General features: G+C 39.0%; 24 protein-coding genes, 1 riboswitch and 1 other annotated feature. Of the genes, 15 read left to right on the top strand and 9 right to left on the bottom strand.

Annotation, left to right across the window (positions count from 1 at the left end):
- Window positions 1-40: 40 nt before the first annotated feature.
- The gene (locus ABVF21_RS16930; protein WP_194222070.1) at window positions 41-178 is read right to left on the bottom strand and encodes a hypothetical protein; all 138 of its coding nucleotides are present in this window, start codon (window positions 176-178) and stop codon (window positions 41-43) included.
- 257 nt (window positions 179-435) lie between these two features.
- On the opposite strand from ABVF21_RS16930, the gene cls reads away from it, so the two are divergent.
- Window positions 436-1,881: a cardiolipin synthase gene (gene cls, locus ABVF21_RS16925; RefSeq protein ID WP_371018642.1), complete on the top strand. Its 1,446-nt coding sequence runs from the start codon at window positions 436-438 to the stop codon at window positions 1,879-1,881.
- 285 nt (window positions 1,882-2,166) lie between these two features.
- The gene (locus ABVF21_RS16920; protein ID WP_303530769.1) at window positions 2,167-4,215 is read left to right on the top strand and encodes a peptidoglycan D,D-transpeptidase FtsI family protein; all 2,049 of its coding nucleotides are present in this window, start codon (window positions 2,167-2,169) and stop codon (window positions 4,213-4,215) included.
- 54 nt (window positions 4,216-4,269) lie between these two features.
- Here the strand turns inward: ABVF21_RS16920 and ABVF21_RS16915 are convergent, their stop codons facing one another.
- Both ABVF21_RS16915 and ABVF21_RS16910 read right to left on the bottom strand, forming a co-directional pair.
- Entirely contained in the window at window positions 4,270-5,613 is a 1,344-nt protein-coding gene (locus ABVF21_RS16915; protein WP_303530770.1) for a sodium-dependent transporter, read from the bottom strand.
- 72 nt (window positions 5,614-5,685) lie between these two features.
- Window positions 5,686-5,889 (bottom strand) — a binding site (T-box leader).
- 113 nt (window positions 5,890-6,002) lie between these two features.
- A complete protein-coding gene (locus ABVF21_RS16910) occupies window positions 6,003-7,649 on the bottom strand; it encodes a BCCT family transporter (protein ID WP_371018641.1) in 1,647 nt (548 codons plus the stop codon).
- 141 nt (window positions 7,650-7,790) lie between these two features.
- On the opposite strand from ABVF21_RS16910, the gene ABVF21_RS16905 reads away from it, so the two are divergent.
- Window positions 7,791-8,114, top strand: a complete 324-nt coding sequence (locus ABVF21_RS16905) for an MGMT family protein (protein ID WP_303530772.1) — start codon at window positions 7,791-7,793, stop codon at window positions 8,112-8,114.
- Between the two features lie 51 nt (window positions 8,115-8,165).
- Here the strand turns inward: ABVF21_RS16905 and ABVF21_RS16900 are convergent, their stop codons facing one another.
- Window positions 8,166-8,552: a DUF302 domain-containing protein gene (locus ABVF21_RS16900; RefSeq protein ID WP_303530774.1), complete on the bottom strand. Its 387-nt coding sequence runs from the start codon at window positions 8,550-8,552 to the stop codon at window positions 8,166-8,168.
- Window positions 8,553-8,660: 108 nt separating this feature from the next.
- The gene (locus ABVF21_RS16895; protein WP_194222063.1) at window positions 8,661-8,969 is read right to left on the bottom strand and encodes a MerR family transcriptional regulator; all 309 of its coding nucleotides are present in this window, start codon (window positions 8,967-8,969) and stop codon (window positions 8,661-8,663) included.
- 261 nt (window positions 8,970-9,230) lie between these two features.
- Between ABVF21_RS16895 and ABVF21_RS16890 the strand changes: the two genes are divergently transcribed.
- Entirely contained in the window at window positions 9,231-9,494 is a 264-nt protein-coding gene (locus ABVF21_RS16890; protein ID WP_303530775.1) for an HPr family phosphocarrier protein, read from the top strand.
- A 90-nt stretch (window positions 9,495-9,584) separates the two neighbouring features.
- Here ABVF21_RS16890 and proC read toward each other — a convergent pair whose 3' ends face one another.
- Window positions 9,585-10,415: a pyrroline-5-carboxylate reductase gene (gene proC / locus ABVF21_RS16885; protein WP_371018640.1), complete on the bottom strand. Its 831-nt coding sequence runs from the start codon at window positions 10,413-10,415 to the stop codon at window positions 9,585-9,587.
- A gap of 415 nt (window positions 10,416-10,830) precedes the next feature.
- Between proC and ABVF21_RS16880 the strand changes: the two genes are divergently transcribed.
- Both ABVF21_RS16880 and ABVF21_RS16875 read left to right on the top strand, forming a co-directional pair.
- Window positions 10,831-11,799 (top strand): MBL fold metallo-hydrolase, encoded by a 969-nt coding sequence (locus ABVF21_RS16880; protein WP_303530777.1) that lies wholly within the window; start codon window positions 10,831-10,833, stop codon window positions 11,797-11,799.
- A 12-nt stretch (window positions 11,800-11,811) separates the two neighbouring features.
- Window positions 11,812-12,603, top strand: a complete 792-nt coding sequence (locus tag ABVF21_RS16875; protein WP_303530779.1) for an SDR family NAD(P)-dependent oxidoreductase — start codon at window positions 11,812-11,814, stop codon at window positions 12,601-12,603.
- Window positions 12,604-12,850: 247 nt separating this feature from the next.
- Here ABVF21_RS16875 and ABVF21_RS16870 read toward each other — a convergent pair whose 3' ends face one another.
- Window positions 12,851-13,357, bottom strand: coding sequence for a hypothetical protein (locus tag ABVF21_RS16870; RefSeq protein ID WP_371018639.1), 507 nt, complete (start codon window positions 13,355-13,357; stop codon window positions 12,851-12,853).
- Between the two features lie 308 nt (window positions 13,358-13,665).
- On the opposite strand from ABVF21_RS16870, the gene ABVF21_RS16865 reads away from it, so the two are divergent.
- The 4 genes from ABVF21_RS16865 (at window position 13,666) to ABVF21_RS16850 (ending at window position 16,227) form a co-directional block, all read left to right on the top strand.
- On the top strand, window positions 13,666-14,313 hold the full coding sequence (locus tag ABVF21_RS16865; protein WP_371018638.1) for an NUDIX hydrolase: 648 nt from the start codon (window positions 13,666-13,668) through the stop codon (window positions 14,311-14,313).
- Window positions 14,314-14,504: 191 nt separating this feature from the next.
- On the top strand, window positions 14,505-15,041 hold the full coding sequence (locus tag ABVF21_RS16860; protein WP_371018636.1) for a GNAT family N-acetyltransferase: 537 nt from the start codon (window positions 14,505-14,507) through the stop codon (window positions 15,039-15,041).
- Between the two features lie 116 nt (window positions 15,042-15,157).
- Window positions 15,158-15,505 (top strand): DUF805 domain-containing protein, encoded by a 348-nt coding sequence (locus tag ABVF21_RS16855; RefSeq protein WP_194222056.1) that lies wholly within the window; start codon window positions 15,158-15,160, stop codon window positions 15,503-15,505.
- 161 nt (window positions 15,506-15,666) lie between these two features.
- The gene (locus tag ABVF21_RS16850; protein ID WP_371018635.1) at window positions 15,667-16,227 is read left to right on the top strand and encodes a GNAT family N-acetyltransferase; all 561 of its coding nucleotides are present in this window, start codon (window positions 15,667-15,669) and stop codon (window positions 16,225-16,227) included.
- Between the two features lie 88 nt (window positions 16,228-16,315).
- Here the strand turns inward: ABVF21_RS16850 and ABVF21_RS16845 are convergent, their stop codons facing one another.
- The gene (locus ABVF21_RS16845) at window positions 16,316-17,119 is read right to left on the bottom strand and encodes an SDR family NAD(P)-dependent oxidoreductase (RefSeq protein WP_303530789.1); all 804 of its coding nucleotides are present in this window, start codon (window positions 17,117-17,119) and stop codon (window positions 16,316-16,318) included.
- A gap of 360 nt (window positions 17,120-17,479) precedes the next feature.
- On the opposite strand from ABVF21_RS16845, the gene ABVF21_RS16840 reads away from it, so the two are divergent.
- The 4 genes from ABVF21_RS16840 to ABVF21_RS16825 all read left to right on the top strand — a co-directional run bounded on the left by ABVF21_RS16840 (window position 17,480) and on the right by ABVF21_RS16825 (window position 21,742).
- Window positions 17,480-18,736, top strand: coding sequence for a DNA polymerase thumb domain-containing protein (locus ABVF21_RS16840; protein ID WP_303530791.1), 1,257 nt, complete (start codon window positions 17,480-17,482; stop codon window positions 18,734-18,736).
- Between the two features lie 14 nt (window positions 18,737-18,750).
- Complete coding sequence (locus ABVF21_RS16835) at window positions 18,751-19,080, top strand: YolD-like family protein (RefSeq protein ID WP_303530792.1); 330 nt, start codon at window positions 18,751-18,753, stop codon at window positions 19,078-19,080.
- A gap of 159 nt (window positions 19,081-19,239) precedes the next feature.
- Window positions 19,240-20,079 carry an alpha/beta fold hydrolase gene (locus ABVF21_RS16830; protein ID WP_303530793.1) on the top strand — a complete coding sequence of 280 codons (840 nt, stop codon included), beginning with the start codon at window positions 19,240-19,242 and terminating at the stop codon, window positions 20,077-20,079.
- 193 nt (window positions 20,080-20,272) lie between these two features.
- A riboswitch (SAM riboswitch) is annotated at window positions 20,273-20,376 on the top strand.
- 70 nt (window positions 20,377-20,446) lie between these two features.
- Entirely contained in the window at window positions 20,447-21,742 is a 1,296-nt protein-coding gene (locus ABVF21_RS16825) for a Na+/H+ antiporter NhaC family protein (RefSeq protein ID WP_371018634.1), read from the top strand.
- Between the two features lie 88 nt (window positions 21,743-21,830).
- On the opposite strand, the gene ABVF21_RS16820 is transcribed toward ABVF21_RS16825, so the two are convergent.
- Window positions 21,831-22,508, bottom strand: a complete 678-nt coding sequence (locus tag ABVF21_RS16820; RefSeq protein WP_303530796.1) for a hypothetical protein — start codon at window positions 22,506-22,508, stop codon at window positions 21,831-21,833.
- Between the two features lie 293 nt (window positions 22,509-22,801).
- On the opposite strand from ABVF21_RS16820, the gene ABVF21_RS16815 reads away from it, so the two are divergent.
- Window positions 22,802-24,424 (top strand): SLC13 family permease, encoded by a 1,623-nt coding sequence (locus ABVF21_RS16815; RefSeq protein ID WP_303530798.1) that lies wholly within the window; start codon window positions 22,802-22,804, stop codon window positions 24,422-24,424.
- Window positions 24,425-24,438: the final 14 nt, after the last annotated feature.

Genomic DNA, 24,438 nt, shown 5'->3' with positions numbered 1-24,438 from the left:
CCTAAAAGCCTTGCTAGATGAGCAAGGCTTTTAGCAAGAATTATTTAGTTGGTGGCAGTTGAAATGGATTGCAGCTGATACATTTTCGAACGTCATCAGTGATTTTAAGAGGTTGATTCTTAGCTGAAGTTACAGAGGGAACAGAGCTTCCATCGAAATGAATTGGTTTACCATTCATTTAAACTCCTCCTTGTATGTGTTGCTTCTATTTTACTTTGAAAAAAGATGAAGTGGAATAGCTTTCATGTAATATAATTCAATATTTCTTGTTTCAACTAACAAGAGAAAATGGGTAAAATCATTTAATAACGAGATAAAATATGGAAAGGATTCACTTGTTTCACAATTAATCTTAATAACAGTTTAGAAATAAGGTAAACTTAAGGGATTAGAGAGTAAAATTTGTCATTGTGGTTAATAAAGGAGTTATGATTTATGCCCATTATATCAATTTTATTAGGAATATTATTCGTTCTAAATCTTGGTTTTGCTGCGCTCGTTATTTTCCTAGAACGAAAGGATGCTGGGGCCACGTGGGCCTGGCTAATGGTCCTTCTTTTTATTCCTCTGCTTGGTTTTGTGATGTATTTAGTTTTTGGACAAAACCTTAGTCGAAGAAGATTATTTGATTGGGATAATATTAAAAAAGTAGGAATTGAGGATTTAATTGAGGAACAAGTTAGTGAGATCAAAAGCGGGATTTATCCATTTAGACATGAAGAAATTGCCAGACATAAAGATCTTATTTATATGCATCTTGTAAATGATGACGCAGTACTTACTCAGGATAATGCAATAAGCGTTTTTACAGATGGAGAAGAAAAATTTAACGCACTAATTGAGGATATTGGCCGTGCGAGTGATCATATTCACTTTCAATACTATATTTTTCAAAAAGATGATCTTGGTAGGAAGCTGGTAGAAAAGTTGACTCAAAAGGCACAAGAAGGTGTGAAGGTACGTGTTCTTTATGATGAAATGGGTTCAAGAAAAACAAGGAAGCGATTCTTTCGAGATTTAATTGCAGCGGGAGGAGAAGTGGAGGTGTTTTTCCCTTCTCGAATTCCATATGTTAATACTCGCTTGAATTACCGAAATCATCGCAAGCTCGTTATTATTGATGGGAAACTTGGCTATGTTGGTGGGTTTAATGTTGGTGATGAGTACTTAGGTTTAAATCCGAAGTTTGGGTATTGGCGTGATACACATCTACGAATAGAAGGAAGTGCAACGCTCGCTATGCAAACAAGGTTCCTCTTAGATTGGAATCATGCTGCTCGGAACAAAGTAGGTTATGAATCTTGTTACTTTCCTATTATCGAATCGATTGGAAAAGCAGGTGTGCAGGTCGTCAGTAGTGGACCAGATTCAGAATGGGAACAAATTAAAAATGGTTACATTAAGCTTATTACATCAGCAAAACGCACCATATTCATACAAACCCCTTACTTTATACCAGATGCAAGTCTGTTAGATGCTTTACGTATAGCGGCTCTTAGCGGGGTTGATGTGAGGTTAATGATTCCCAACAAACCTGACCATTTGTTTGTATACTGGGCAACCTATTCTTATGTAGGAGAATTACTGAAAGCGGGAGCTAGAATTTACATTTACCAGAACGGTTTTATTCACGCTAAAACCATTGCGGTTGATAGCGAAATATCTTCAGTAGGAACAGCAAATATTGATGTTCGTAGCTTTCGACTTAATTTCGAAGTAAATGCCTTTATCTATGATGAGGAAATCTCAAAGAAACTGGAGAATATTTTCATAAACGATATGAAGAAGAGTCAGGAACTAACAGAAGTGGGATATCTTGACCGCTCGCTTTGGATACGATTTAAAGAATCAATTTCACGCTTGCTTTCTCCAATACTATAAATTAGACATTAATAGAAATACGTAAAGGAGTGTGTTAACTAAACACGCTCCTTTTGTTATGTCTTTATGGGGTAAAAAACGAAAAAAGGACTGAATTGATTACATATAGCTACTTTTACCATTTGAATTGAACCATTCAAACGAATTGAATCGTCTAACTTATAGATAAAGTAAGCGTATATTTATGTGTTATGAAATTGTATTTATTTTCTAATAAGGAAAAAAGTCCTAATAAACCTATGTTATGATAGTTGGGAAGATAAGGAAATGTCGTGGGGGGCCTTTATGATTAAAGAAAAAATGAAGAAAACACATGTGCCATTTCGGCTGAATATCTTATTTCTTTTTGTTTTTTTATTGTTTTCTGTTTTAATCTTACGACTTGGTGTGATCCAAATTGTGCAAGGAGAAGATTTTGAGCGAATTTCAGAGCAAACAGAAAATGTGACAGCGAAATCATCAGCACCAAGAGGGAAGATGTATGATCGATATGGAAGAGTACTTGTTGATAACGAACCAACGTTTACATTAACGTATATCCGAAATCAGAACACGAAACAGCAGGAAAGAATTGATGTAGCTCGTAAGTTAGCAGCATACATAGAAATGGATACAGATAAAGTGACTGAACGAGATTTAAAGGATTTTTGGATTATCACGAGACCAGAAAAGGCAAAGGAGAAGTTATCGGAAGGAGAACGGAATGATCTTGATTCTAAAAAAGCATATCAATTGCAACTTGATCGGATTAAAGAAGAAGATCTTAAAGAAATAACGAGTGATCATGAGGAACTAAAAATAGCCGCGATTAAAAGACAAATGGATACTGGGTATGCGCTTTCTTCTCAGGCTATTAAAAAAGGATTAACGAGAGAAGAAATCGCAAAAGTGAGCGAGAACCTAGAAGAGCTTCCTGGAGTTGATATCTCACCAGATGCCGAACGTGTCTATCCATACGATGAAACGATGGAGACGATGTTTGGTAATCTAGGACAAATCCCTAAAGAATCTTTAGATGCCTATACAATGAAAGGCTACGACAATAATGATCTTGTGGGCATCAGCTATCTTGAGAAGCAGTATGAGGATTTATTAAGAGGGCAGAAAGCGATGAAGAAGTACGTAACGGATAAATCGGGCAAACCAATAGGTGAACCTGAGGTGACTCCAGGAAAAAGAGGGAATGATCTCGTTCTTACAGTAGATATAGATCTTCAGCAGAAGCTTGAATCGATTCTTGAAGAGGAATTAAGAAAAGCTAGAGCTCGTGGGAACCCATACGCTGATCGTGCGTATGCGATTGGAATGGATCCAGAAACGGGTGAGGTATTAGCATTTGGTGGAACAAAATATAGCTCGAAAGAAAATGAGTATATCGAGTATTCCTATGGGACCCTTTCAGAATCATATGAAATGGGATCAGCGGTGAAAGGTGCGTCCGTCCTAACGGGTTATGAAACGGGTGTGATTAGCCATGGAACAACTCTGTTCGATACTCCAATATCTATTCCTTCTACTCCAAAGAAAGCTTCATATGCAAACTTAGGGTGGGTAAATGATGTGGAAGCATTAGAAAGATCCTCCAACGTGTATATGTACCGAATCGCTATGATGATAGCAGGGTTTGATTATGTTCCAGACACAAGCGGGATTCCCTGGAATCGAGATGGCTATAATGCTGTTCGTTATCACTTTAATCAATTTGGATTAGGTAATAAGACGGGAATTGATATGCCAATTGAAACAACAGGAATCAATGGAGGCATTCAGCAAATTGGTAACTTAATGGATTTAATGATTGGGCAGTTTGATACGTATACCCCCTTGCAGATGGCTCAGTATATTTCAACGATTGCGAACGACGGGAAAAGAATTCAACCACACTTTTTAAAAGAAGTTCATGAAGCTTCAAATGTCGATGGATTATCGAATATTATCGTGGATCAGTTCGATACAAACGTAATGAATCGTATTCAAATGAGTCAAAGTGATATAAATCGAGTGCAAAATGGTTTATGGCGAGTAACAAATGCTACCAATGGTACAGCGACAAAGTATTTTAAGGGAGTAGATTTCACTCATGCGGGTAAAACAGGGACTGCTCAGGTGTCATTTGGTAGTGATAATCAGGTTAAGGGTTTTAATTTAACCTTTGTTGGCTATGCTCCTTATGAGGACCCTGAAATTGCCTTAGCTGTTGTAGTCCCTAGCTTAAGTAGTGATCGAAATGAATCAGTAAATAAAGACATAGCTAGACGATTATTTGAAGCTTATTTTGATCTTAAAGACGAACCAAAACCCGCTTCTCCTGGTGAAGAGGAAGATGCTGAATAACAGATTATGATATAACAAGAAAGCCTCACCAGATTGGTGAGGCTTTTACTCATACTACCAGATACCAAGGACATCTAACATGACGAACAAAATAAGAAGAGGTGCAACGAAGCGAATAAGAAAATACCACGTTTCAAACAATCCTTTTTTCAAGCCACTTCCACGTTTTAATTCCTCATAGAGTGCAGACTTCTTCATTTTTAATGGAACAAATAGTGAAATTAATAATGCTCCAATTGGTAACAAAACGTTACTTACTGCATAATCAGCTAAATCAAAAATCGTTTTATTAAATAATGTCGCGTCGCTTAAAACGCCGTATGATAGGGCAGATGGAATTCCAATAACAAAAATCGCAAGTCCGATAATCCATGCCCATTTTTTTCGTTTCTTAAGATCGCCTTTTGATATCACCGATACAATGATTTCAAGCATAGAGAAGGCGGAAGTTAATGCCGCAAATAAGAAAAGAACTAAGAATGCAATGAAAAAGAGCATGCCGAACGGTAATTGTCCAAAGACTGTCGGAAGGACATTGAACAATAGAACGGGACCAGCGCCTGCTTCAAGATCGAAAGCAAATACAGCAGGAAAGATCGCAAGACCAGCAAGCAATACAATGAAAATGTTCATGGCGACAATCGAGATCGCTGAGCGTGGTAAGCTCTGCGTCTTTGGTAAGTAAGAACTGTAAGTAACCATAACGGATACACCAACACTTAATGTAAAGAAAGATTGACCCATTGCTTCAAGTATGGTTTGTGATGTGACTTTTGAGAAATCGGGTTGAAGCAAGAATAAGATCCCGTCCATCGAACCTTCTAATGTTACCGCACGAATGACAAGAATAATAAAGAGAAGAAATAATGCAGGCATCATAATTTTACTTGCTTGTTCAATTCCTTTTTCAACACCTCTTGCTACAACAAGGATCGTTAAAATAATGAAAATAAATTGTGCGAATATGCTAATAAATGAATTCGAAATGGTCGTTCCAAAAACCTGAGCGTATTCGTCTGAAGATAGTCCATTTAACTCTCCTGACACAGCTTTATACAGGTAGGCAATAATCCAGCCCCCAATAACACTGTAAAAGGATAACAAGATGAATGAAGTAATCATGCCCATAATCCCTACGCGATACCATTTTGATTCAGGAGAAATGGTTTTATAAGAATCTACCGCATTACTTTGAGCTGTTCGTCCAATAGAGAACTCTGCAAGCAAAAGAGGGAGACCGAGAATTAAGGTGAATAGGATGAAGATCAGAAAGAAAGCCCCGCCTCCGTTCTGTCCTGCTGTATAAGGGAATTTCCAAATTGCGCCAAGACCGATGGCAGAACCTGCTGCAGCTAGGATAAATCCAAGTCTTGATGACCATTGTTCGTTTTGACTCATGCTGTTTTCTCCTTTCAATTTGTATTGAATGCTGATGACGCTATGCCACAAAAAAATCGTCCCTACGTTATCCGTAGGGACGATTGTTATCGCGGTACCACCCTGGTTGTGAGATGAACTCACCACTTCATAGTATAACGATCTTCACCGTCTTTTGCGATTGCAAAAGAAGCTCCAGAAATGAATTTCACGTCCTTTTATATACCGATTCTCACCAACCATCGGCTCTCTTCAATAGGGAAAAGGTAGCTACTTAGTTTCCTTCAAAGCAGTTCAATTATTTTAGAGTTATTCAATTTTTATCATGACCAACTGAAAGTGTCAACAAGAATTTAAATATGGAAAAATAATCAATATCATGTTTTGTGTTTGAATCGGGTGCCGAAAAGTTAGTCGTCTTTTTTATCGTCTTCAAAATGCGCGTCAATCGGCCCTTTTTGCGGCTTATTTTTCTTGCGGCGAATTGTTTGTAAAATCTTTTTGTAGTTTAATGAAAAAGTCTTGGGCTCATAGTGTTCAGAAGCTTTAATATCGGCTGTTGAAGCACGCATAAACGACCAACCTAGCATAATCATGATAAATAGAAGAGGAAACCCACCGACAATACTTGCGGTTTGGAGAGTTCCAAGTCCCCCAACAAACATCAGCACTAGTGGCATTAAGCAAAGAGCAAATGCCCAGAAGAGCCGATTCCAACGGAGGGGTTCATCTTTAACCTCTTTTTGGACAACGGAAGCGAGAATATAGGAGCTAGAATCAAACGTAGTCGCAAGAAAGATGATCGCTAACACAACAAAAACGAGAATCATAAACCATGATAGGGGAAGCTGAGCAATCGTTTCAATTATCGCTCTTGGTGCACCCTGGTCATTGAGTACGTTAATGACGTCGAATTCACCTGTTAACTGCATATGAAGTCCATAATTTCCAAGGATACCAAAGAATAATAAGCTGCCCAGGGTTCCGTAACTAATGGTTCCAAGGATCATTTGTTTAATAGAACGACCTCTTGAAATCTTGGCAACGAATAGCCCGACAAAAGGTGCGTAAACAAGCCACCATGCCCAGTAGAAGACGGTCCAACTCTCGGGGAATCCAGTTTTATCATATGGACCAAGAGCATTGAATGGCTCTGTCCATGTACTCATATGAAAGAAGTTATCTAACAATAAGCCGACACTGTTCGTTGCCGTTTCAACGAGAAACCGCGTCGGACCTACTATTAAAACAAAGAGAAGCAGAAAAATCGAGAGAACTAAGTTGATATCTGATAGCATCTTAATTCCTTTCTTTAATCCTGAGTAGGCACTAATAGCAAAAATAGCTGTGACCAGAATAAGAATCATCGTCTTTAAGCCCATTGTTACTCCAATACCTGTCAGAGCATCGATTCCTTCAGCGATCATAGGAGTTCCAAGGGCAAGCGTGGTACCTGCTCCCCCAAGGAGTCCAAACATGAATAGAACATCAATAATAGTCCCTAAAGGTCCATCAACAAGGTTTCCGATTAAGGGTCTTGTCGCTTCACTTATTTTGAGAACGGGTTTTTTACGAACATAGTAGAAATAAGCCATAGGAAGAGCGGGAAGGGTGTAGATCGCCCATGCGATTGGTCCCCAGTGGAAGATTCCGTATGTACTTGCCCATAGGATAGCTTCTTCTGTTCCAGGCTCCAATCCAAACGGTGGTCCTTGATAATAATAGGCCCATTCGATCGTTCCCCAATATAAAATACTTGATCCTATTCCTGCACAGAATAGCATTCCTGCCCAAGAAAAATTATTGAATTCAGGACGTTCTCCTTCTTCACCTAATCGCACGCGTCCATTATCACTGAACGCGACATAGATCAAAAAGAAAAAAATACCGAGACCGACAATTAAATAAAGGACACCAAATTGGGTTGTAACAAACTCATTTGCTTTATCGACAAATTCCTTTCCACTCTCGGGAAAAAGCGTAAGTGGGACGGTAACGAGCAGTAATAAACTTAAAGCACCTAGAAAGGTAGGCCAATCAATTATTCGCTTATCCATTACATTTAAACTCCTTTGCAATAGCGGACTAAACTTAGTTTCTAGCACGAACATTTTTTTATACAACGCTTTTTATTTTTTGGAATTACGTCGGTTTTGTTATAATAAGTGGATAGAAAGTTACATTAGAGGGTGAAGTATTTGGAGCCATTTACTGAGAAAGTCGTTTCGATTATTAGTAAAATCCCATCTGGTAAAGTGATGACATATGGACAAATCGCAAAGTGTGCGGGAAGTCGAAGAGGAGCAAGACAAGTGGTTAGAATTCTCCATTCAATGAGTCAGAAGTATAAACTCCCATGGCATCGTGTGATCAACGCAAAAGGGGAAATTGGTATCAAAACGGAAGAAGGCTCTATTGATCAGAAAATGTTGCTCGAAGGAGAAGGGATTGTCTTTCTTCCTAATTCAAAAGTTGATTTAACTGTCTATCGCTATGAGCCAGCTCTGCGAGACAATGGTTAATAAAACAAGAAGGTGTATCTCGTTAGAGATACACCTTCTTGTTCAGTAATTCTATTTGCTTTTATCAATACATGAAACAAGGCGCTTTTCAATGTCAGAGCCAATATCGCTTAAGTTGTCATCACCCGTTAAATTTAATAATGTTGTTGGGTTGGGCATCCCGATTTTAGTTTGACCACCTTCTTCATATACAACAATTTTACATGGGAGAAAGTATCCAACTAATTTGTCTTCATTTAGAACGCGCTCAGCCTCTTTAGGATTGCAAACTTCTAGAACACGATAAGGTGTATGAAAGTCCATTCCTTTTTCTTGTAACTTAGCAGATAGATCGAAATCCCATAATACACCGAATTTTTCTGTCTGAAGTTCCGTACTTAAATCAGAGACTGCCTGGTCGACTGTTTTGGATGTTTCAACTGTGTAATGAAAACTCATTTAGAACAACCCCTTATAATAAATATCGTTATGCTTTATTGGTATACCCGGCATCGTATATTTTAAACGAGTCCATATGAAAAAACAGGCGTTTGTCGCCTGTTTTGTTTATTTCGTCATTTTGAAAGCGGCATTTAGTTGACCACGAATCATTTCGTCTCTGATTTTATCTTTGTCTTTCTGCTTTTCTTTCTTATATAGCTTTTTGATTTCAAATGTTTGCATACCATCTTCAATTTGATTGGCGATATCCATTAATTTCTCTACATCCGTAAATGAAAATTTTCGAGTTCCGCCACCAGATCGTTCTGGCAAGATTAGTCCTCTTTCTTCGTAGTAGCGGATTTTTCGTAAAGATAGTCCCGTTAGTTCACTAACTGAACCGATTGGCAGAACTTTTTTATCTTTGTATGACATCTCCAGTCACTCCCTGTGGATATATTCATAATGCAGCTACCGCTACATATACTATTGAAGTCTTCTAAACTGGCAATCTACTATGATTATAGCATAGGCTCTAAAAGAAAATGCATCATATGTTAGAATACCTAACGTATGATATGTGTTATTCGCAAAGAGTGTGTGAGGAAAGGTGCCATAAGACTTGCGGTTAGCCAAAGAGGGTGTCAATATAGAAATGTGCAAACGGTTGTATATATTACTAAGGAGGATGTTGCAATGGTATATAAAGAAACCGTTTTGATCACAGGTAAAGTGACAATGACCTTTTTAATGGATTTTGTCAAAAGTGCGAACGAGTTTAGTAGTTATATTATTGTTGAAGTTGAAGGAAGACGATTAAATGCTAAAAGTATATTAAGTATGGGACGGTTAACAACTCATTTTGGGCCAATGAAAATTATTGCAAATGGACTCGACGGTGAAGAGGCTTTATATCACTTGAAAAAGAGGTGTGAAGTTGTTCAGAAGAAGAGTGTTTAAATAGATAAAGAGGGCTTTTAAAGTAATTAAAATGGCGCTCTATTTTTGTTTGCCCGGACATTGTACGAATGTCCGGGTTAGTTTAGCTAGTTATTTTTGTTTCTCAAACGCTTTTCCTAACTCTTCTGCTTTTTTAGTTGCGTCTGTAATACAAGACAATATTGCTCTTTCGAATTGATATTCCTTTAAAGAAGTTATGCCAGCTTGAGTTGTTCCTCCTGAACTTGTAATTTTTTCTCTTAATAAAGTTGGAGATTGATTAGTGCGACGGAGCATGTTTGCGGCTCCATTCATTGTTTGAAGCAGCAGCTCGCGTGCTGTATCCTTGTCTAGGCCATTTTGAATCGCAGCTTTTTCCATGCATTCAACCATATAGTAAAAATAAGCTGGCCCACTACCAGATAACCCCGTTACAGCGTTCATTTTATCTTCTGTAATCTGTACAACACTCCCGATTGTAAGGAATAAGTTTTCTGCAAATAACAGGTCCTCTTTCTTAGCGAAATGACCTGGAGAAATCGCTGTTGCGGATAATCCAATCATAGCTGATGTGTTAGGCATAGCTCGAACGATAGGTGTGCACGTTCCAATAGCCTCCTCAACATAAGAGGTTGTGATTCCGGCAAGTACAGAGATAATAAGATGGCGCTCATTAATATATGGTTGAATATTTTTTAAGGCAGTTTCTGCGTCAGCAGGCTTCATGGCGAGGATAATTACTTTATTGTTCTTTAATAACTGCTCTATGTTCTGTGTAGTTTGCACATTGTATTTGTCTTTAAGTTCTTCAAGGCGATCCAAGTTTGAGCGGTTCATCACAACAATTTGATTTGCATGAATAAATTTTTCTTTGATCATACCTTCGATGATGGCTTCTGTGATCGATCCGGCACCTATGAATGCGATGGTGTGTTTCTTCATCTTGCTCATCCTTCCATATAAAAACGCCCATTCGTCTTTATTTAAAGGACGAATGGGCGTTATCCGTGGTACCACCTTCATTTGATATCATAGCGATATCCTCAAGTACCCTGTAACGTGGGAAGCGGCTGTGTTTTCACAGCAGGCTCCGGGGCAGGTTCAAAGTAGGTGAAGTGAAGGAATTTTTCAGCCGGTGAATTCCTCTCTCTGACGCTTACCTAGTCTTTTACTAGTCCCGTTCAAAGCCAATACGTTCAATCTAATTTTACATAGTATGCAACGAACAGGGAGAATTGTCAATACCCATTGTCGGAAAATTCAAATTTAATTATCTTGCTATAATGACAAATAGAGGGAAGAGCGGTAGAATAGAATTAGTTCATGCAACGAAAGAAAAGTAGAGGTGGCGGGTAATTTGAATATAACGAAAGCTGACGTTCTTTCAATGACGGTACCAACACCATTTGCAGTTGGCCCTGTTAATTGTTTTTTAATAAAAGGAGATGTGCTGACGCTTGTAGATACAGGTCCGCGAACACCTGAGGCACAGCGAGAACTTAATGAGCAGTTGAAAAATTATGGTTATACGTTGGAGGATATTGAACAAGTAGTACTAACTCATCATCATCCAGATCACATTGGACTGGTGGGGGGTATGATGGAAAGAGGAGTACGTGTGCTTGGACATTGGAAAAATGATCGCTGGCTTCAAATGAGCGATTCTTTTTTGAAAGAAAATGATACATTTATGACAAGTATCTATCGAGAAGCGGGGGTGGCTGATCAGTATTTTGATCATGCTCGCGACACGCGTGATTATCTTGCTTTTACAGATCGAGCGAAGTGCGATATCCATCTATCTGAAGGGGATGCCGTGCCTGGATGTTCAGAATGGACGGTCATGGAAACTCCTGGTCATGCACAAAGTCATATTTCTCTATGGCATAAAGAAACAGGAACGATGATCGCTGGCGATCATCTTATTAAGAAAATCTCATCTAATCCGCTTCTCGAACCGCCCTATGTAAAAGGAACAGAGCGTCCAAAACCACTCATTCAGCAGCGTGATTCTTATCGGAAAACGTTAGATGCTCATTTGCAATATGTATATACGGGACATGGAGAGCCTATTTTAAATCCGGATGATTTAATAAAGGAGCGCCTAAGGAAGCAAGAAGAACGCTCTAATAAAGTAGCGTTGCTCTTGCAAAAACAGCCGCTAACTGCTTTCGAAGTATGTAGGGAATTATTTCCAGGTGTTTATAAGAAGCAAGTGGGCCTTACACTCTCAGAGACAATTGGTCACTTAGATTATTTAGAATCGGAAAATGTCATCGTGAAAATAAAGGATAAAGAACAAACTTATTATCGGTATAAGCTGTAAGAGGAGGAACTAATGAAAAAATTAAAAAACAAAGTAATCCTGATCACCGGAGCGTCAAGCGGTATAGGACGACAGCTAGCTGTTGACTTAGCTAGAAAAGGCGCTAAACTCATCCTCGTTGCTCGTTCCGAAGATAAATTAATGGACGTTAAGAAGCAAATCGAAGAAAGTGGAGCATACCCTCCAGCTGTATGGAGCCTGGATGTAGGTGACCGTAAGCGGGTTGATCAACTATTGCCTTCTTTGCTGAAGGAAATGCCACCTATAGACGTATTAATTAATAATGCGGGATTTGGGAAATTCGATGCTTTTGTAGATGCAGATATGAAAGATATTGAAGCAATGTTTGATGTGAACGTATTGGGACTGATGCGCTTTACATCTCATGTGCTGCCTCGGATGATTGCAAAAAGACAGGGACACATTGTTAACGTAGCATCACAGGCAGGAAAACTTGCTACTCCAAAATCCTCCGGTTATTCTGCTTCCAAGCACGCTGTGCTTGGCTTTTCGAATAGTTTAAGAATGGAAATGAAGGAACATAACATCTTTGTTACTACAGTTAACCCAGGTCCAATTAATACAAGCTTTTTTGAGACAGCAGATAGTAGTGGGACTTATATTAAGAATGTTAAAAAAATGATGTTATCTTCAGAGAAGGTATCAAAGGAAATCATAGCAGCTATTGAAAAGGGTCGACGAGAAGTCAATCTCCCAGGCTGGATGAACGTAGGGACAAAACTTTATCATACTGCCCCAGGCGTGGTTGAAAAAGTGGCGGGGAAGTTTTTTGATCAAAAATAATGAGTTGTTTGAAGAGCGCTTTTAAAGTGCTCTTCTTTTTTAGGTTTCCTTTTCTAGGAGCCGTTCGTTCATTTGCCCCTGCCTAAGGTTAAGTGGATCGAGGATGATGGGAATATAGGCACTAGTGGTGTTTTCATTAGAAAGAGCCACTCTTTCTTTCGTAGAGAGAAACAATATGCCCGCTACAGTGATGATTATTTGGATTATAGCTGACTATCGTGATTTCCCTTTCTTTACTTCCTATTGGCTAAGTAGCTGCTCCGGCTGCACTAATATTTTTTTGAAAGGCGTTCACGCCTATAATAATTGAAATCAACTCTTCTGCTAAAAGGTTACTTGACATATTCTTAAGTTCATAATTCGCTGATTCAAAATAGCTATTCGTTCTTTGAAAAGTAGCTACCTCACGATTTGAGTCATCGGTTATGCTGTATGCTTTTGAAAATGCAGGTGATGTTATAGTGAATTTCTTACCGTCTTTGAAATAATGGAATTTCTTTGATAGAAAAGTAAATGACATTTTCACGTAACCGAGTTCATCGCCGTTTTTTCTTCTAACTATCCATTTGTTAGCGAAAAACGTAAAGGCTCCCTCCATAGTAACGTCTCCATTGACGTCTTCTATTTCGACTTTAGAAGAGAACGCGCTTCTAAGGTTAAGTGCCCCTACCGTCTCGCGATCGCTATTGTAGATGTCTGTTCTTCCTGCCGAAAAAAAGTTATCCGAAAAAAATAATTGATTCATACTAATCATCACTCCCTCCTCCATTTATACGATTAATACAGTAGAGAAGTTTCGGAATAATCTAGCTTATTAGATATGTGAATGGAAACGTTGATGAAAAAATAATTGTAGTCAATAGTAAGAATGCTAAAATAAGGAAGAGGATTTTGCTGAAATAGAAGTTTATCTATCCAGCTAAAGATAAGTCTCTTTTTTCAGAGATTGTTGTTTTTGAAAGAATTTTTGTATAAAGAAGCACACTTAGCTGATTGGAGCGGAAATCCCTCTCAGCAACAATGTTTACAAAAACAGCTAAAGATAAAAAGCGAGGGTGTAAAATGGAAAGTGAACAAGTAAGGATATTTAATGAGAATAGAGAAGCGATCGGCATCGCATCTCGAGAAGAGGTACATAGAGAAGGTTACTGGCATGAGGTTTTTCAATGCTGGTTTGTGCGGATCGAAAATGGTGTTAGAAAGATTTACTTTCAGCTTCGAAGTGATCGGAAAAAGGATTTTCCAGGGCTGTATGACATCACAGCGGCTGGTCACTTAATGGCTGATGAGTCTGTTGAAGACGGAGTGAGGGAAGTCGAGGAAGAGCTCGGAATTGGTGTTTCCTATAATGAATTGACCCCGCTAAAGGTCATAAAAGCTTCGATTAAAAAAGACCACTTTTTTGATAATGAAATCGCCAATATCTTCCTCTATGAGTGTAATCAGCCATTGGAGAAGTTTAAACTTCAAAAAGAAGAAGTTTCTGGAATCGTACAAGCTGATTTTGATCAATTTTATGACCTTTGGTTGGGAGGGCGGGATGAAGTGGATGTAAAAGGATTTTGCTTGAATGACGATGAAGAGAGAATAAACGTGAATGAAAAAATCAATAAACTTCATTTTGTGCCACATGAAGTCTCTTATTATCAATCGGTTGTGAAGGAGATAGAAAAAAACTTCACACAGAGTGAAGATCATCTGAGGAGGTAAAAGGGGTCTCTAAAAAGAATCGGGTAATGCTGTCTTATTACTTCATTCTTTGGTTCTTCATAAAGTATGGTCCAGCCGAGCCAATGGTAACTTGTTTTCCCTACCTTCAGGCTTGTTATTGGGAGTAAAGATTAAAGTTTCTGCAACGGGAGAAATGCACCACTAAAATCGATCAAGTAGGAGAGCAGAATATGAAAACAAAAACCTTACCTTTTGTTACGATTAGAGAACTATCTCTATTAGATGTTGAAGATCGCTATCAATGGTGCCTGGATCGAGACGTAACGAAGCATCTGAATATGCCGGCGAAATATCCTCCTTTTACACGAGAAGAAACAATGAACTGGATTCAAATGTGCATCACTCGAAAGAACGGGTATGAGCAAAGAGCTATTGTAACTGGTGAAGGTCAACATATTGGCTGGGTAGACTTAAAGAATATTGATCAGTTAAACGGTCATGCAGAGCTAGGTATTGCCATAGGTGATAAACGCTATTGGGGGAAAGGCTATGGGATGAGTGCCATAAAAGCTATGCTTCATTTAGGGTTTACGGAACTTAGTTTAAATAAGATCTGGCTAAGAGTAGAAGTAGATAATGGTAAGGCAATCAAGTCTTACAAGCAGTGTGGCTTTGTTGAAGAAGGGATATTGCGCGAGGATCGGTATAGAGAAGGAAAGTATGTGGACCGGGTTAGAATGAGTATTTTGAGAAGAGAAGTGAATTAGCAGATTTTATATCCAATTATTGATTTGTTTACCTAATATTGTTAGCCTTTATGTTATACTGTTTTGTATGAAAAAGGTACTAATCTACTAAACTTATTCGCTAAAGGAGAAGCAGTATGAACTGGTATTTGAAAGTATTAAAGAATTATGTGAATTTCCAAGGAAGAGCAAGGCGTAAAGAATATTGGATGTTTACTCTTTTTAATGTTATTTTTTCTATTGTCTTAACGATAGTAGAGTCTCTAGCTGATATTTCCCCATTTTTGACAAGTATTTATTCATTGTTCATTATTTTACCATCGCTTGCTGTAACTGTGCGTAGATTGCATGACACTGGAAGAAGCGGTTGGTGGGTGCTCATTGGACTTATTCCTCTAATTGGTAGTATTGTCATTCTGGTCTTCACTTGCTTAGATAGCGATGTAGAAGAAAACCGTTTTGGGATAAATCCTAAAGTAGTATAGTTAGCTCAATTTCAATTATTCTGATCTCATTTGAACCGCTAATCTCCTTGATTGGCGGTTCAAATTCTAGTTGAAGGTGAAAAGTTAATCGCTTGTTCCATCTTATTTGTAAATCTCCTTCTTTTTGAGGGAATGTCTTTACTTACGTCGGAGGGATAGAAATGAATCCAATCTTAATGGAAATTGAAACAGTACTTGAAACAGAACGATTAATGTTAAGAATGCCTGAATACGGGGATGGTAAAATAGTTAATCAAGCCATTCAATCTTCTATAAGTGAACTGAGGCCCTGGCTTGGCTTTGCTAGAGAAACGCCGACTCCGGAGGATACAGAGATTAATACACGAGAGGCACATATTAAATTCCTAAAGCGTGAAAGTTTAAGATTCCTGGTGTTTTTGAAAGAGACAAATGAATTTGTTGGATCCACTGGGTTTCATAACATTGAATGGGATGTTCCAAAGCTTGAAATTGGGTATTGGGTGGCTACGAAGCAAAGTGGTCATGGCTATATGACTGAGGCCGTTCAGAAACTTACTGAATATGCACATCAGGACTTGAAGTGCAGAAGGGTCGAGATTAGATGCGATCGAGAAAATGAGCGAAGTCGTGCAATTCCAGAACGATTGGACTATGATTTCGAAGGAACTCTCAAAAACGAAGATATGTCGATCGACGGAACACAGATAACAGATACTTGTATCTACGCTAGTATTATTTAATGGCTTCGTGAAGGCTCAAATAAAAGATGACTCATGCTTTCTTCAAGCATGAGTCATCTTTTATTTGTAGATAATTTCTCCAAAGCACCTAGCGCATAACGCTTCCACCTGAAATTTTGAGCGATTCGCCAATAATGTTTTCTGACGCATTTGAAAGAAGGTAAATGATGCTATTGGCGACTTCTTCAGGCTGCGTAATTCTTCCAGATGGCATTGCTGCTTCTACAGCTTTTAATTCTTCCTCAAAGCTTTTATTCTCTCTCGCCCCTTTTGAAGCAATACTGTTTCGCCCCATTTCTGTATCAACGAAGCCGGGACATACTGCGTTAACTCTAATTCCATCACGGATAGCCTCGTGAGCAAACGACTGCGTGAACCCAGTTATAGCAAACTTTGAAGCGCTATAGGCCGTGTTACCAAAAGTTCCTCTAAGACCTGAGAGAGAAGAGAGGTTTACAATCGCCCCTTTCTTCTTATCCGCACGCATTCGCTTATACACAAGTTGAGTCAGTAAAACAGTCGAGGTATAATTTAGCTCCATTACTTTGCGAAGATCTTCTTCTTGTAATTGATCAAGCGTATTGCCGCCGCCAATTCCTGCTGAGTTAACTAACCCCGTTATGCTTCCGTTATATTTAATCGCACTTTCGATAAGGGTATAACGATCTTTCTCATTGTTTAAATCAGCGGGAAGAACAGCAACCTTTGCTTCCGCGACTAACTCTTCGCACTCCTGTTTCAGCTGAGTTAATTTATCCTTATTTCTTCCAGTTATCGTAATCGTAGCACCGGCTTGTACGGCGGCTTTTGCTGTTTCATATCCAATACCACCCGTGGCTCCGGTAATAAGAATGTGCTCGTATTTTAATGTATTTTCCTTATAAATGCTCATTCTATTCCCTCCTTTAATCTTCTAAGGAACTTTCCCGAATAAGAAGCATTAAAACCTCAGATTAGCCGTTTTCAAGGGAAGAAATATTACAAGGGAAGAGTATAATGAAGCAACTACAATTGAATAAAATTAAGATGTGATAGAGGAATAAACAAAATCGTGAATGATCACATGAAATAAAATGTTCAGTTTTTTTACGTGTGACTAGACATTGATGTCCCGGTATTACTCCTTCTTCATCGGTAAGTGCTTTTATGATTGGAAGAAAGTACTTATTGTGAAGAGAACGTATATTCGGTTAAAATACGGGTATATATAAAGGGAACAAACGTTCTTTCATTTAGGAGAAGGGGGATACAAATGGATTATTCTAAATTTCCAAAGAAAACAATCCTATGTATTGATATGAAAAGTTTTTATGCAAGTTGTTCAGCAGTAGAGATGGGGCTTGATCCACTTACGTGCTATCTCGCGGTTGTTGGTGATACCGAGCGACTGGGAAGTGTTGTGCTGGCGGCGTCTCCGGCATTAAAAAAGGAATTTGGAATACGAACAGGGAGCAGACTATTTGAAATTCCAAATAACAAAAACATTCATATCGTTAATGCGAGAATGTCTTCATATTTAAAACAGTCAATGGAAATAACGAGGCTTTTTCATCGTTATGTACCATCAGAATGTATCCATACGTATAGCGTTGATGAATCGTTTTTGCAGGTTGATGGGACAGAACGACTTTGGGGGAACAAATTTGAAGTAGCTCACAAGATCAAAAATGAAATAAGAGAGACATTCGGATTACCATGCGCCATAGGGATCGGGCCAAATCTTTTAATGGCAAAGCTTTGTCTTGATCTGGAAGCGAAAGAAAAAGGGATTGCAGAATGGACTTATGAAGATATTCCTAAAAAACTCTGGCCGCTTTCCCCGCTAAGCCAAATGTGGGGTATTGGGTCGCGTGTGGAGCGAACGTTAAATCGCATGGGGATTATGAATGTAAAGCAGCTTGCGCATTATCCGCTACATCTACTAGAAGAAAAATTTGGTATTATGGGAAATCAGCTCTATCATCATGCGTGGGGCATCGATCTTTCTGAAATGGGTGCGCCGATTATGCAGGGACAGATTAGCTATGGGAAAAGCCAAATTTTGTTACGAGATTACCATGACGAAAAAGACATTCAACACGTCATTCTTGAGATGAGTGAAGAAGTTGCAAGACGTGCGAGAAAAGCCCGGAAGGCAGGGCGTACGATTAGCCTTGGGATTGGTTATAGCAAAGAAGAAGGCGGGGGTGGCTTTCACCGTTCAAGGAGTATCCACAGCCCGACTGCTATTACGCTCGAAATATACAATGTATGTCTTCAGTTATTTGAGGAGTTTTTTGAAAGAAAAACGGTTCGTAAGATTTCCATTACCCTTTCAAATATTTGCAATGATGAAGAAGTGCAGTTGGACTTATTTAATGCGTCACGCCCAAAGCAGCGGGATCTCGGATATGTGATGGATTCGATCCGGGAGAAATATGGCTCAGATGCGCTGCTTCGTGCCGTTTCATACACAAAGGCCGGTACGGCACTGCATAGAAGTAAACTTGTGGGTGGTCATAAAGCATAGAAGGGGGAAGAAGCGTGATACGTGATCGCGGAAATATAAAATGGACGTCAATGATGTTACCTGAGCATGTGAAAGAGCTAAGAGATTGGAAAACCGAAGAAAAAAGAAGTGGAAAGCCGGTACTTGATGAACAAAAAATGGCGGAAATGAATGAAACGATATGTGAAGCAATGGCCGTTCACAACTCGCTTTGTTTTCAATATTTTAGCGGAGGTGAAACGAAAACTCTCTTTGGATATGTGCACTATGTAGATCCACTTACGAAAGAACTGCGTATTATTGACCATAATGAAAAAAGGACAACGATAAAGCTGCTGGACCTTGTGCACGTAGAGTTAGAATGAAAAAATGGAATATCCTCTCGGTTGTAAAAAAGTTTTTCATTTCAGGATTGGGGTAAAATAAGTATAAAGTCAAACCTGAATAAGTGAGACCATCCTTTCTGGTTAGAAACGAAGAGTAAATCAGATCAGGTGAATTTAAAATCCGGAGTGAGATGAAAGATGCTATTAGCTCAAAATCTTAAACAAAATACGGAAAAGATCAAAGGAATTGATATTCACTATGAATACTATAGAAATGACACAGCCGTCGATCGGCCAGTATTAACGCTTCTTCACGGTTTTCTATCGTCGAGCTTCAGCTTCAGAAGATTGATACCATTATTAACAAAGGCATATACTGTTGTTGCCATTGATCTTCCCCCGTTCGGAAAAAGTGAAAAGTCTAATCGTTTTGTCCACTCTTATCATAATTATGCGGAAGTGGTGGTTGAACTTTTAGAAAGGCTTTCAATTGATCATACTGTTATGATCGGCCATTCTATGGGTGGGCAAGTAGCAATGAGAGCCTCGGCTATGAAAGATGATCTCGTTAGTAAGAATATTTTACTGTGCAGTTCAGGATATCTTGAAAAGGCTAAACAGAGTCTAGTGTATACATCGTATTTACCTTTTTTCTCGGTATACTTGAAAAGGTGGCTTTATCGAAAAGGTGTCAGAGGAAATTTGCTTAATTGTGTTTATGATCCTTCCCTTATCGATGAAGAAATGATGGATGGATATATCCAACCTTTCTTCAATGAGGGTATCTTTCGGTCATTAGTTAGGATGATTCGAGATCGCGAAGGAGATTTGTCAGAAGCTGAACTAAATCAAATTCATACACCTAGCCTACTAATATGGGGAGAGAACGACAGAGTTGTGCCTTTGAAAATTGGGAAGCGTCTCAGTAACGATCTCCCAAATGCTAAACTGATCATCTATGAAAAAACTGGTCACCTTCTACCAGAAGAAAAACCGGCATCGATTATGAAGGATATTGAGTGGTTTTTGGGAAAATAAAGATTGATCTAATGCAAAAATTGGTAGTCATACAAAGCTTGAACCAGACTAGTTAATCAGGTAAACTCCTTTAAGGATGAGGAGTTTATTTTGATGCAGTTAATCAAAGTTGACTCATCAGAATAATGCGTGATAAAGTAAAGCTCGTTATGAAAAAGTAAAATGAAGCATGCGCTCATTGATAATTGTATATTTCTTATTAAGAGAAGTGGAGGGACCTGGCCCAAAGAAGCTTCAGCAACCTCTGATCATCAGAAAGGTGCTGCTTCCAGCAAGAGAAATCTTGAGAGATAAGTGCAAAAGCCTTCTTCTCTTGAAGTGGGCTTTTTTTATTGAGACAGAATAAAAGATGAAGGAGACATGAATAATGGAGAAAGAAATAAAGGGGAACGGCCTGGCTTTACTTCCTCTTGGAATATTTATTGTGCTTTTTATTGGTACAGCTATCATAACAAAGGACTTTTATAGTATGCCTGTTATTCTCGCTTCTCTAATTGCGGCGGGCGTAGCTCTTTCGATGAATCGAAAAGAAAGCTTTATGAAAAAAGTGGAAGTGTTTTGTCGTGGAGCAGGTAATACGAATATCATATTAATGATTTTAGTCTTTTTACTGGCTGGGGCGTTTGCCGGAACAGCTGAAAAAATTGGAGCAGTAGATTCGATTGTTAATTTAGGTATATCGATTCTACCAGCTAATCTTTTAATCGTAGGTTTATTTGTTATTGGCTGTTTTATTTCTATTTCGATGGGTACATCGATGGGAACAATTGTAGCGCTTGCTCCCATTGGAATTGGAATTGCAGAGCAAACCGGAGTTGCCCCGGCGCTGGCTTTATCAGCAGTCATAGGTGGGGCAATGTTTGGTGACAATCTTTCTATGATTTCAGATACTACAATTGCGGCAGTACGCACACAAAATACGCAAATGAAAGATAAATTCAAAGTAAACTTTTTTATAGTCTTGCCAGCTGCTATCGTAACAGCCATTATATATGGTGCTTTAACGATGGGAGAGCAAGCAAAGGTTGGAGGAGAACACGCATTTAATTTCGTTACAATTATTCCTTATTTAGGTGTACTGATCGCAGCGATCGCTGGTGTTAATGTTCTTATTGTACTTGTAAGTGGTACCTTATTTGCTGGGATTGTAGGTTTATATAACGGAACATTTGGAATGAGTGGACTGATCTCCACGGTTACAGAGGGCATAAAAGGGATGGAAGACCTTGCCATGATTGCTCTTGTCATCGGAGGGATGATTGAAGTCATTAAGCATAACGGAGGAATACAATACGTATTGGACAAAATCCTGAGCAAAGTAACTTCTCGTAGAGGAGCAGAGTTTGGTATCGCCGGTCTCGCAAGCGTGCTTGATTTATCAACAGCTAACAACACCATTTCGATCATAATGGGGGGGCCACTTGCGAAAAACATTTCCGAAGAATATGGGGTAGACCCACGAAAGTCTGCTAGTATTCTTGATATTTTCTCAGGTAGTATACAGGGCATGCTCCCATATGGGGCACAGGTGCTTGCAGTAGCAGGTCTTGCGTCGATTTCGCCACTCGCTCTACTACCGTATTCAATTTATCCAATCCTCATTGCTATTGCAGGAATTATTGCGATTTTCATCAACTATCCCTCTTTTTCGAAAAAGGGCTAAAGTGATAGTGAACAGAATCTTGAATTAAAATTTGATATGAGCATTTAAAAAGCAGGTAGCTCAAATTTGGGCTACCTGCTTTTTTTTATTATCCTTCGATTTGTTTTTGAAGATGCACAATTCGTTGAGGAAGAATGTACAAGTATTCAATAAGTGAATCTAGTAAGTCGATAATTAAGTTGGCCGTTTCTTCACTTGTAGCTTTCTCAAGACAAAGGAGGTGATTTAAATTACTACCTTTGCCTAGTAGGTGTCCTAGTTTTACAATTGGTTCTTCTAAATCAATCTGCTTAGCAAGTGTTTCTAGCTGTTTAGAAAGTGGCTGTCCTAGCTCATTTTCAGAAAGAAAACTACCTGTAATGCTCTCAAGAACACGATTAGCCATTACAGCCGTTGCAGTCCAATCCTTCATGTTATGTACATTCACTGCTGAGCGATAAACACGCTCAAGGTCATCGGGTAATCTAGCTGTGCTAGTCAGTCTGCCGAGCGGCTCTCGTGTAAAAGAGGTTTGATGCACGAAAAGCTCAACTTCTTCTCCGCGATCATTATGGGACGTTTTAATGAGTATGAAAAGCACAGCTTCTTTACAAATAGAGCAGCGAGAAAGCGTGGAGAACACAGCCTGATTAATTTGGTAATCGAACTTCAGTTGAAATGAAGCGTCGTTTCCACATTCTGGACATTCTGTATTAGCTGATTTTGGAAGCTTTGTTTGTCCGTATTTCACAACCGAATTAATAGTAGTCTGTTGTATCTTTCTCATCATATACCCCCTGGATCGATTTTGAGCAACTTGTTGTGGATTGTGTATCTATTCTTACATTTAATCATTGAGTTTATTTATTTTGAATTATAAAAACATATCATCAACTTATAATTTTCGCCCCTAATGGAAATTTAAGGGGGTTTGAAATGAATTACTTGTATGGAAATGGAAAAACGAATCAAAAGTCCTTTCTTGAAAGAGAGTAATAAAGTACCAAAATTGTGAATTTATTGACAGATGTGGCGAGCGAATTCTACACTATAGTTTAATGAACGATAGGAGGTATGACTATGGAACAACACCTTTGGAACCAATTATGGAAAGAACATGATCGAGCAAAAGATCTCTTAACATTCGCTTCTTCACACACGCCGGAAATCCCTTCAAAAAGTTCTCAAAAAAATCCAGGTTATGCATCTGGACCAGATCCTGCTTATGATAAAAGGAAACTGACGGGGTTGATCCTCGGACCGGTCCTTTTTCTTAGCATAATGTTGTTTTTTAATCCAAATGGTCTTTCAGAAGCAGGCTTGGCCATCTTAGCAAGTACGGCGTGGATTGCAACGTGGTGGATTACAGAAGCCATTCCGATACCAGCAACGTCTCTTTTACCATTAATTTTATTTCCACTAACGGGCGGACTTAAAGGTGATTTAACAGCATCAGCGTATGGCGATAACACCATTTTTCTCTTTATGGGTGGTTTTTTGATCGCGCTTACAATGCAGAAATGGCATTTACATAAACGGATTGCTCTTTTCATTATATCAGCAATAGGAACAAGTACAGAGAGAATTGTACTTGGCTTTATGATTGCAACAGGCTTTTTATCAATGTGGATCTCAAACACGGCAACGGCTATGATGATGGTGCCAATTGGGCTGGCCGTGATTTATCAAGTATCCGAGCAGCTTGATATGAAACAAGAAGAAGGTGCGCCGCAATTTAATTTTGGGAAAGCCATTATGCTTGGTATCGCGTACAGTGCCTCAATTGGTGGTCTAGCAACATTGATTGGAACACCTCCTAATACCATCTTTGCAGCCGTGGTCAATGAGCTATATGGCATCGAGATTTCATTTGCCCGCTGGATGATGTTTGGCGTACCTCTAACTGTTCTTCTTTTATTCGGCTGCTGGTATTACCTTGTGAAAATGGCATTTCCGATGAATGTTAAAGAGCTGCCAGGCGGGAAAGAGGTGATTAATAAGGAGAAAGCGGATCTTGGGAAAATGTCTATGGAAGAAAAGGTCATTATGGTGGTTTTTTCTTTCACTGCGGTTGCCTGGATTAGCCGTTCCTTTGTTTTAAGTGAGCTTAATCCGAATATAAATGACACTGTCATCGCGATGACTGCAGCGCTATTACTTTTTCTTATACCTGCCCCTTCGAAAAAAGGTGCCTTTCTTTTAGATTGGGATACAGCAAAAGGATTACCATGGGGAATCCTTCTATTATTTGGAGCCGGACTCGCCATAGCTTCTGGCTTTCAGGAGTCAGGACTTGCAAACTGGATTGGGGAGCAATTAACGGTTCTTGAAGGCATTCATCTGTTCGTCATTTTACTACTTGTCACATCGCTTGTTATTTTCTTAACGGAGATTACATCAAATACGGCGACGGCGACAATGATGTTTCCAATCATGGCGTCTCTATCATCCGCGATCGGAGTTCATCCTTATGCTCTAATGATTGGGGCAGGAATTGCGTCAAGCTGTGCTTTTATGCTTCCGGTTGCAACCCCTCCGAACGCCGTTGTATTCGGGTCAGGCTATTTAAAAATCCCAGATATGGCGAGAGCAGGTTTCTGGCTAAATCTAACATCTGTCGTCATCATTACTCTGGCGATTTATTTTTATATGCCAGTGGTGTGGGGGATTGATCTCACTCAAATTCCCAATCAGTTAAAATAAAAGTAAGATAGAAA

It is taken from the genome of Pseudalkalibacillus sp. JSM 102089, assembly GCF_041366475.1.
GTDB classification, from domain to species: domain Bacteria; phylum Bacillota; class Bacilli; order Bacillales; family Guptibacillaceae; genus Guptibacillus; species Guptibacillus hwajinpoensis_B.
This window is presented reverse-complemented; position numbering and strand designations above follow the sequence as displayed.

Coding starts and splice junctions, on each gene's coding strand:
- ABVF21_RS16930 (WP_194222070.1), bottom strand. CDS start 178: ATGAATGGTAAACCAATTCATTTCGATGGAAGCTCTGTTCCCTCTGTA.
- cls (WP_371018642.1), top strand. CDS start 436: ATGCCCATTATATCAATTTTATTAGGAATATTATTCGTTCTAAATCTT.
- ABVF21_RS16920 (WP_303530769.1), top strand. CDS start 2,167: ATGATTAAAGAAAAAATGAAGAAAACACATGTGCCATTTCGGCTGAAT.
- ABVF21_RS16915 (WP_303530770.1), bottom strand. CDS start 5,613: ATGAGTCAAAACGAACAATGGTCATCAAGACTTGGATTTATCCTAGCT.
- ABVF21_RS16910 (WP_371018641.1), bottom strand. CDS start 7,649: ATGGATAAGCGAATAATTGATTGGCCTACCTTTCTAGGTGCTTTAAGT.
- ABVF21_RS16900 (WP_303530774.1), bottom strand. CDS start 8,552: ATGAGTTTTCATTACACAGTTGAAACATCCAAAACAGTCGACCAGGCA.
- ABVF21_RS16895 (WP_194222063.1), bottom strand. CDS start 8,969: ATGTCATACAAAGATAAAAAAGTTCTGCCAATCGGTTCAGTTAGTGAA.
- ABVF21_RS16890 (WP_303530775.1), top strand. CDS start 9,231: ATGGTATATAAAGAAACCGTTTTGATCACAGGTAAAGTGACAATGACC.
- proC (WP_371018640.1), bottom strand. CDS start 10,415: ATGAAGAAACACACCATCGCATTCATAGGTGCCGGATCGATCACAGAA.
- ABVF21_RS16875 (WP_303530779.1), top strand. CDS start 11,812: ATGAAAAAATTAAAAAACAAAGTAATCCTGATCACCGGAGCGTCAAGC.
- ABVF21_RS16870 (WP_371018639.1), bottom strand. CDS start 13,357: ATGATTAGTATGAATCAATTATTTTTTTCGGATAACTTTTTTTCGGCA.
- ABVF21_RS16865 (WP_371018638.1), top strand. CDS start 13,666: ATGGAAAGTGAACAAGTAAGGATATTTAATGAGAATAGAGAAGCGATC.
- ABVF21_RS16860 (WP_371018636.1), top strand. CDS start 14,505: ATGAAAACAAAAACCTTACCTTTTGTTACGATTAGAGAACTATCTCTA.
- ABVF21_RS16855 (WP_194222056.1), top strand. CDS start 15,158: ATGAACTGGTATTTGAAAGTATTAAAGAATTATGTGAATTTCCAAGGA.
- ABVF21_RS16850 (WP_371018635.1), top strand. CDS start 15,667: ATGAATCCAATCTTAATGGAAATTGAAACAGTACTTGAAACAGAACGA.
- ABVF21_RS16845 (WP_303530789.1), bottom strand. CDS start 17,119: ATGAGCATTTATAAGGAAAATACATTAAAATACGAGCACATTCTTATT.
- ABVF21_RS16840 (WP_303530791.1), top strand. CDS start 17,480: ATGGATTATTCTAAATTTCCAAAGAAAACAATCCTATGTATTGATATG.
- ABVF21_RS16830 (WP_303530793.1), top strand. CDS start 19,240: ATGCTATTAGCTCAAAATCTTAAACAAAATACGGAAAAGATCAAAGGA.
- ABVF21_RS16825 (WP_371018634.1), top strand. CDS start 20,447: ATGGAGAAAGAAATAAAGGGGAACGGCCTGGCTTTACTTCCTCTTGGA.
- ABVF21_RS16820 (WP_303530796.1), bottom strand. CDS start 22,508: ATGAGAAAGATACAACAGACTACTATTAATTCGGTTGTGAAATACGGA.
- ABVF21_RS16815 (WP_303530798.1), top strand. CDS start 22,802: ATGGAACAACACCTTTGGAACCAATTATGGAAAGAACATGATCGAGCA.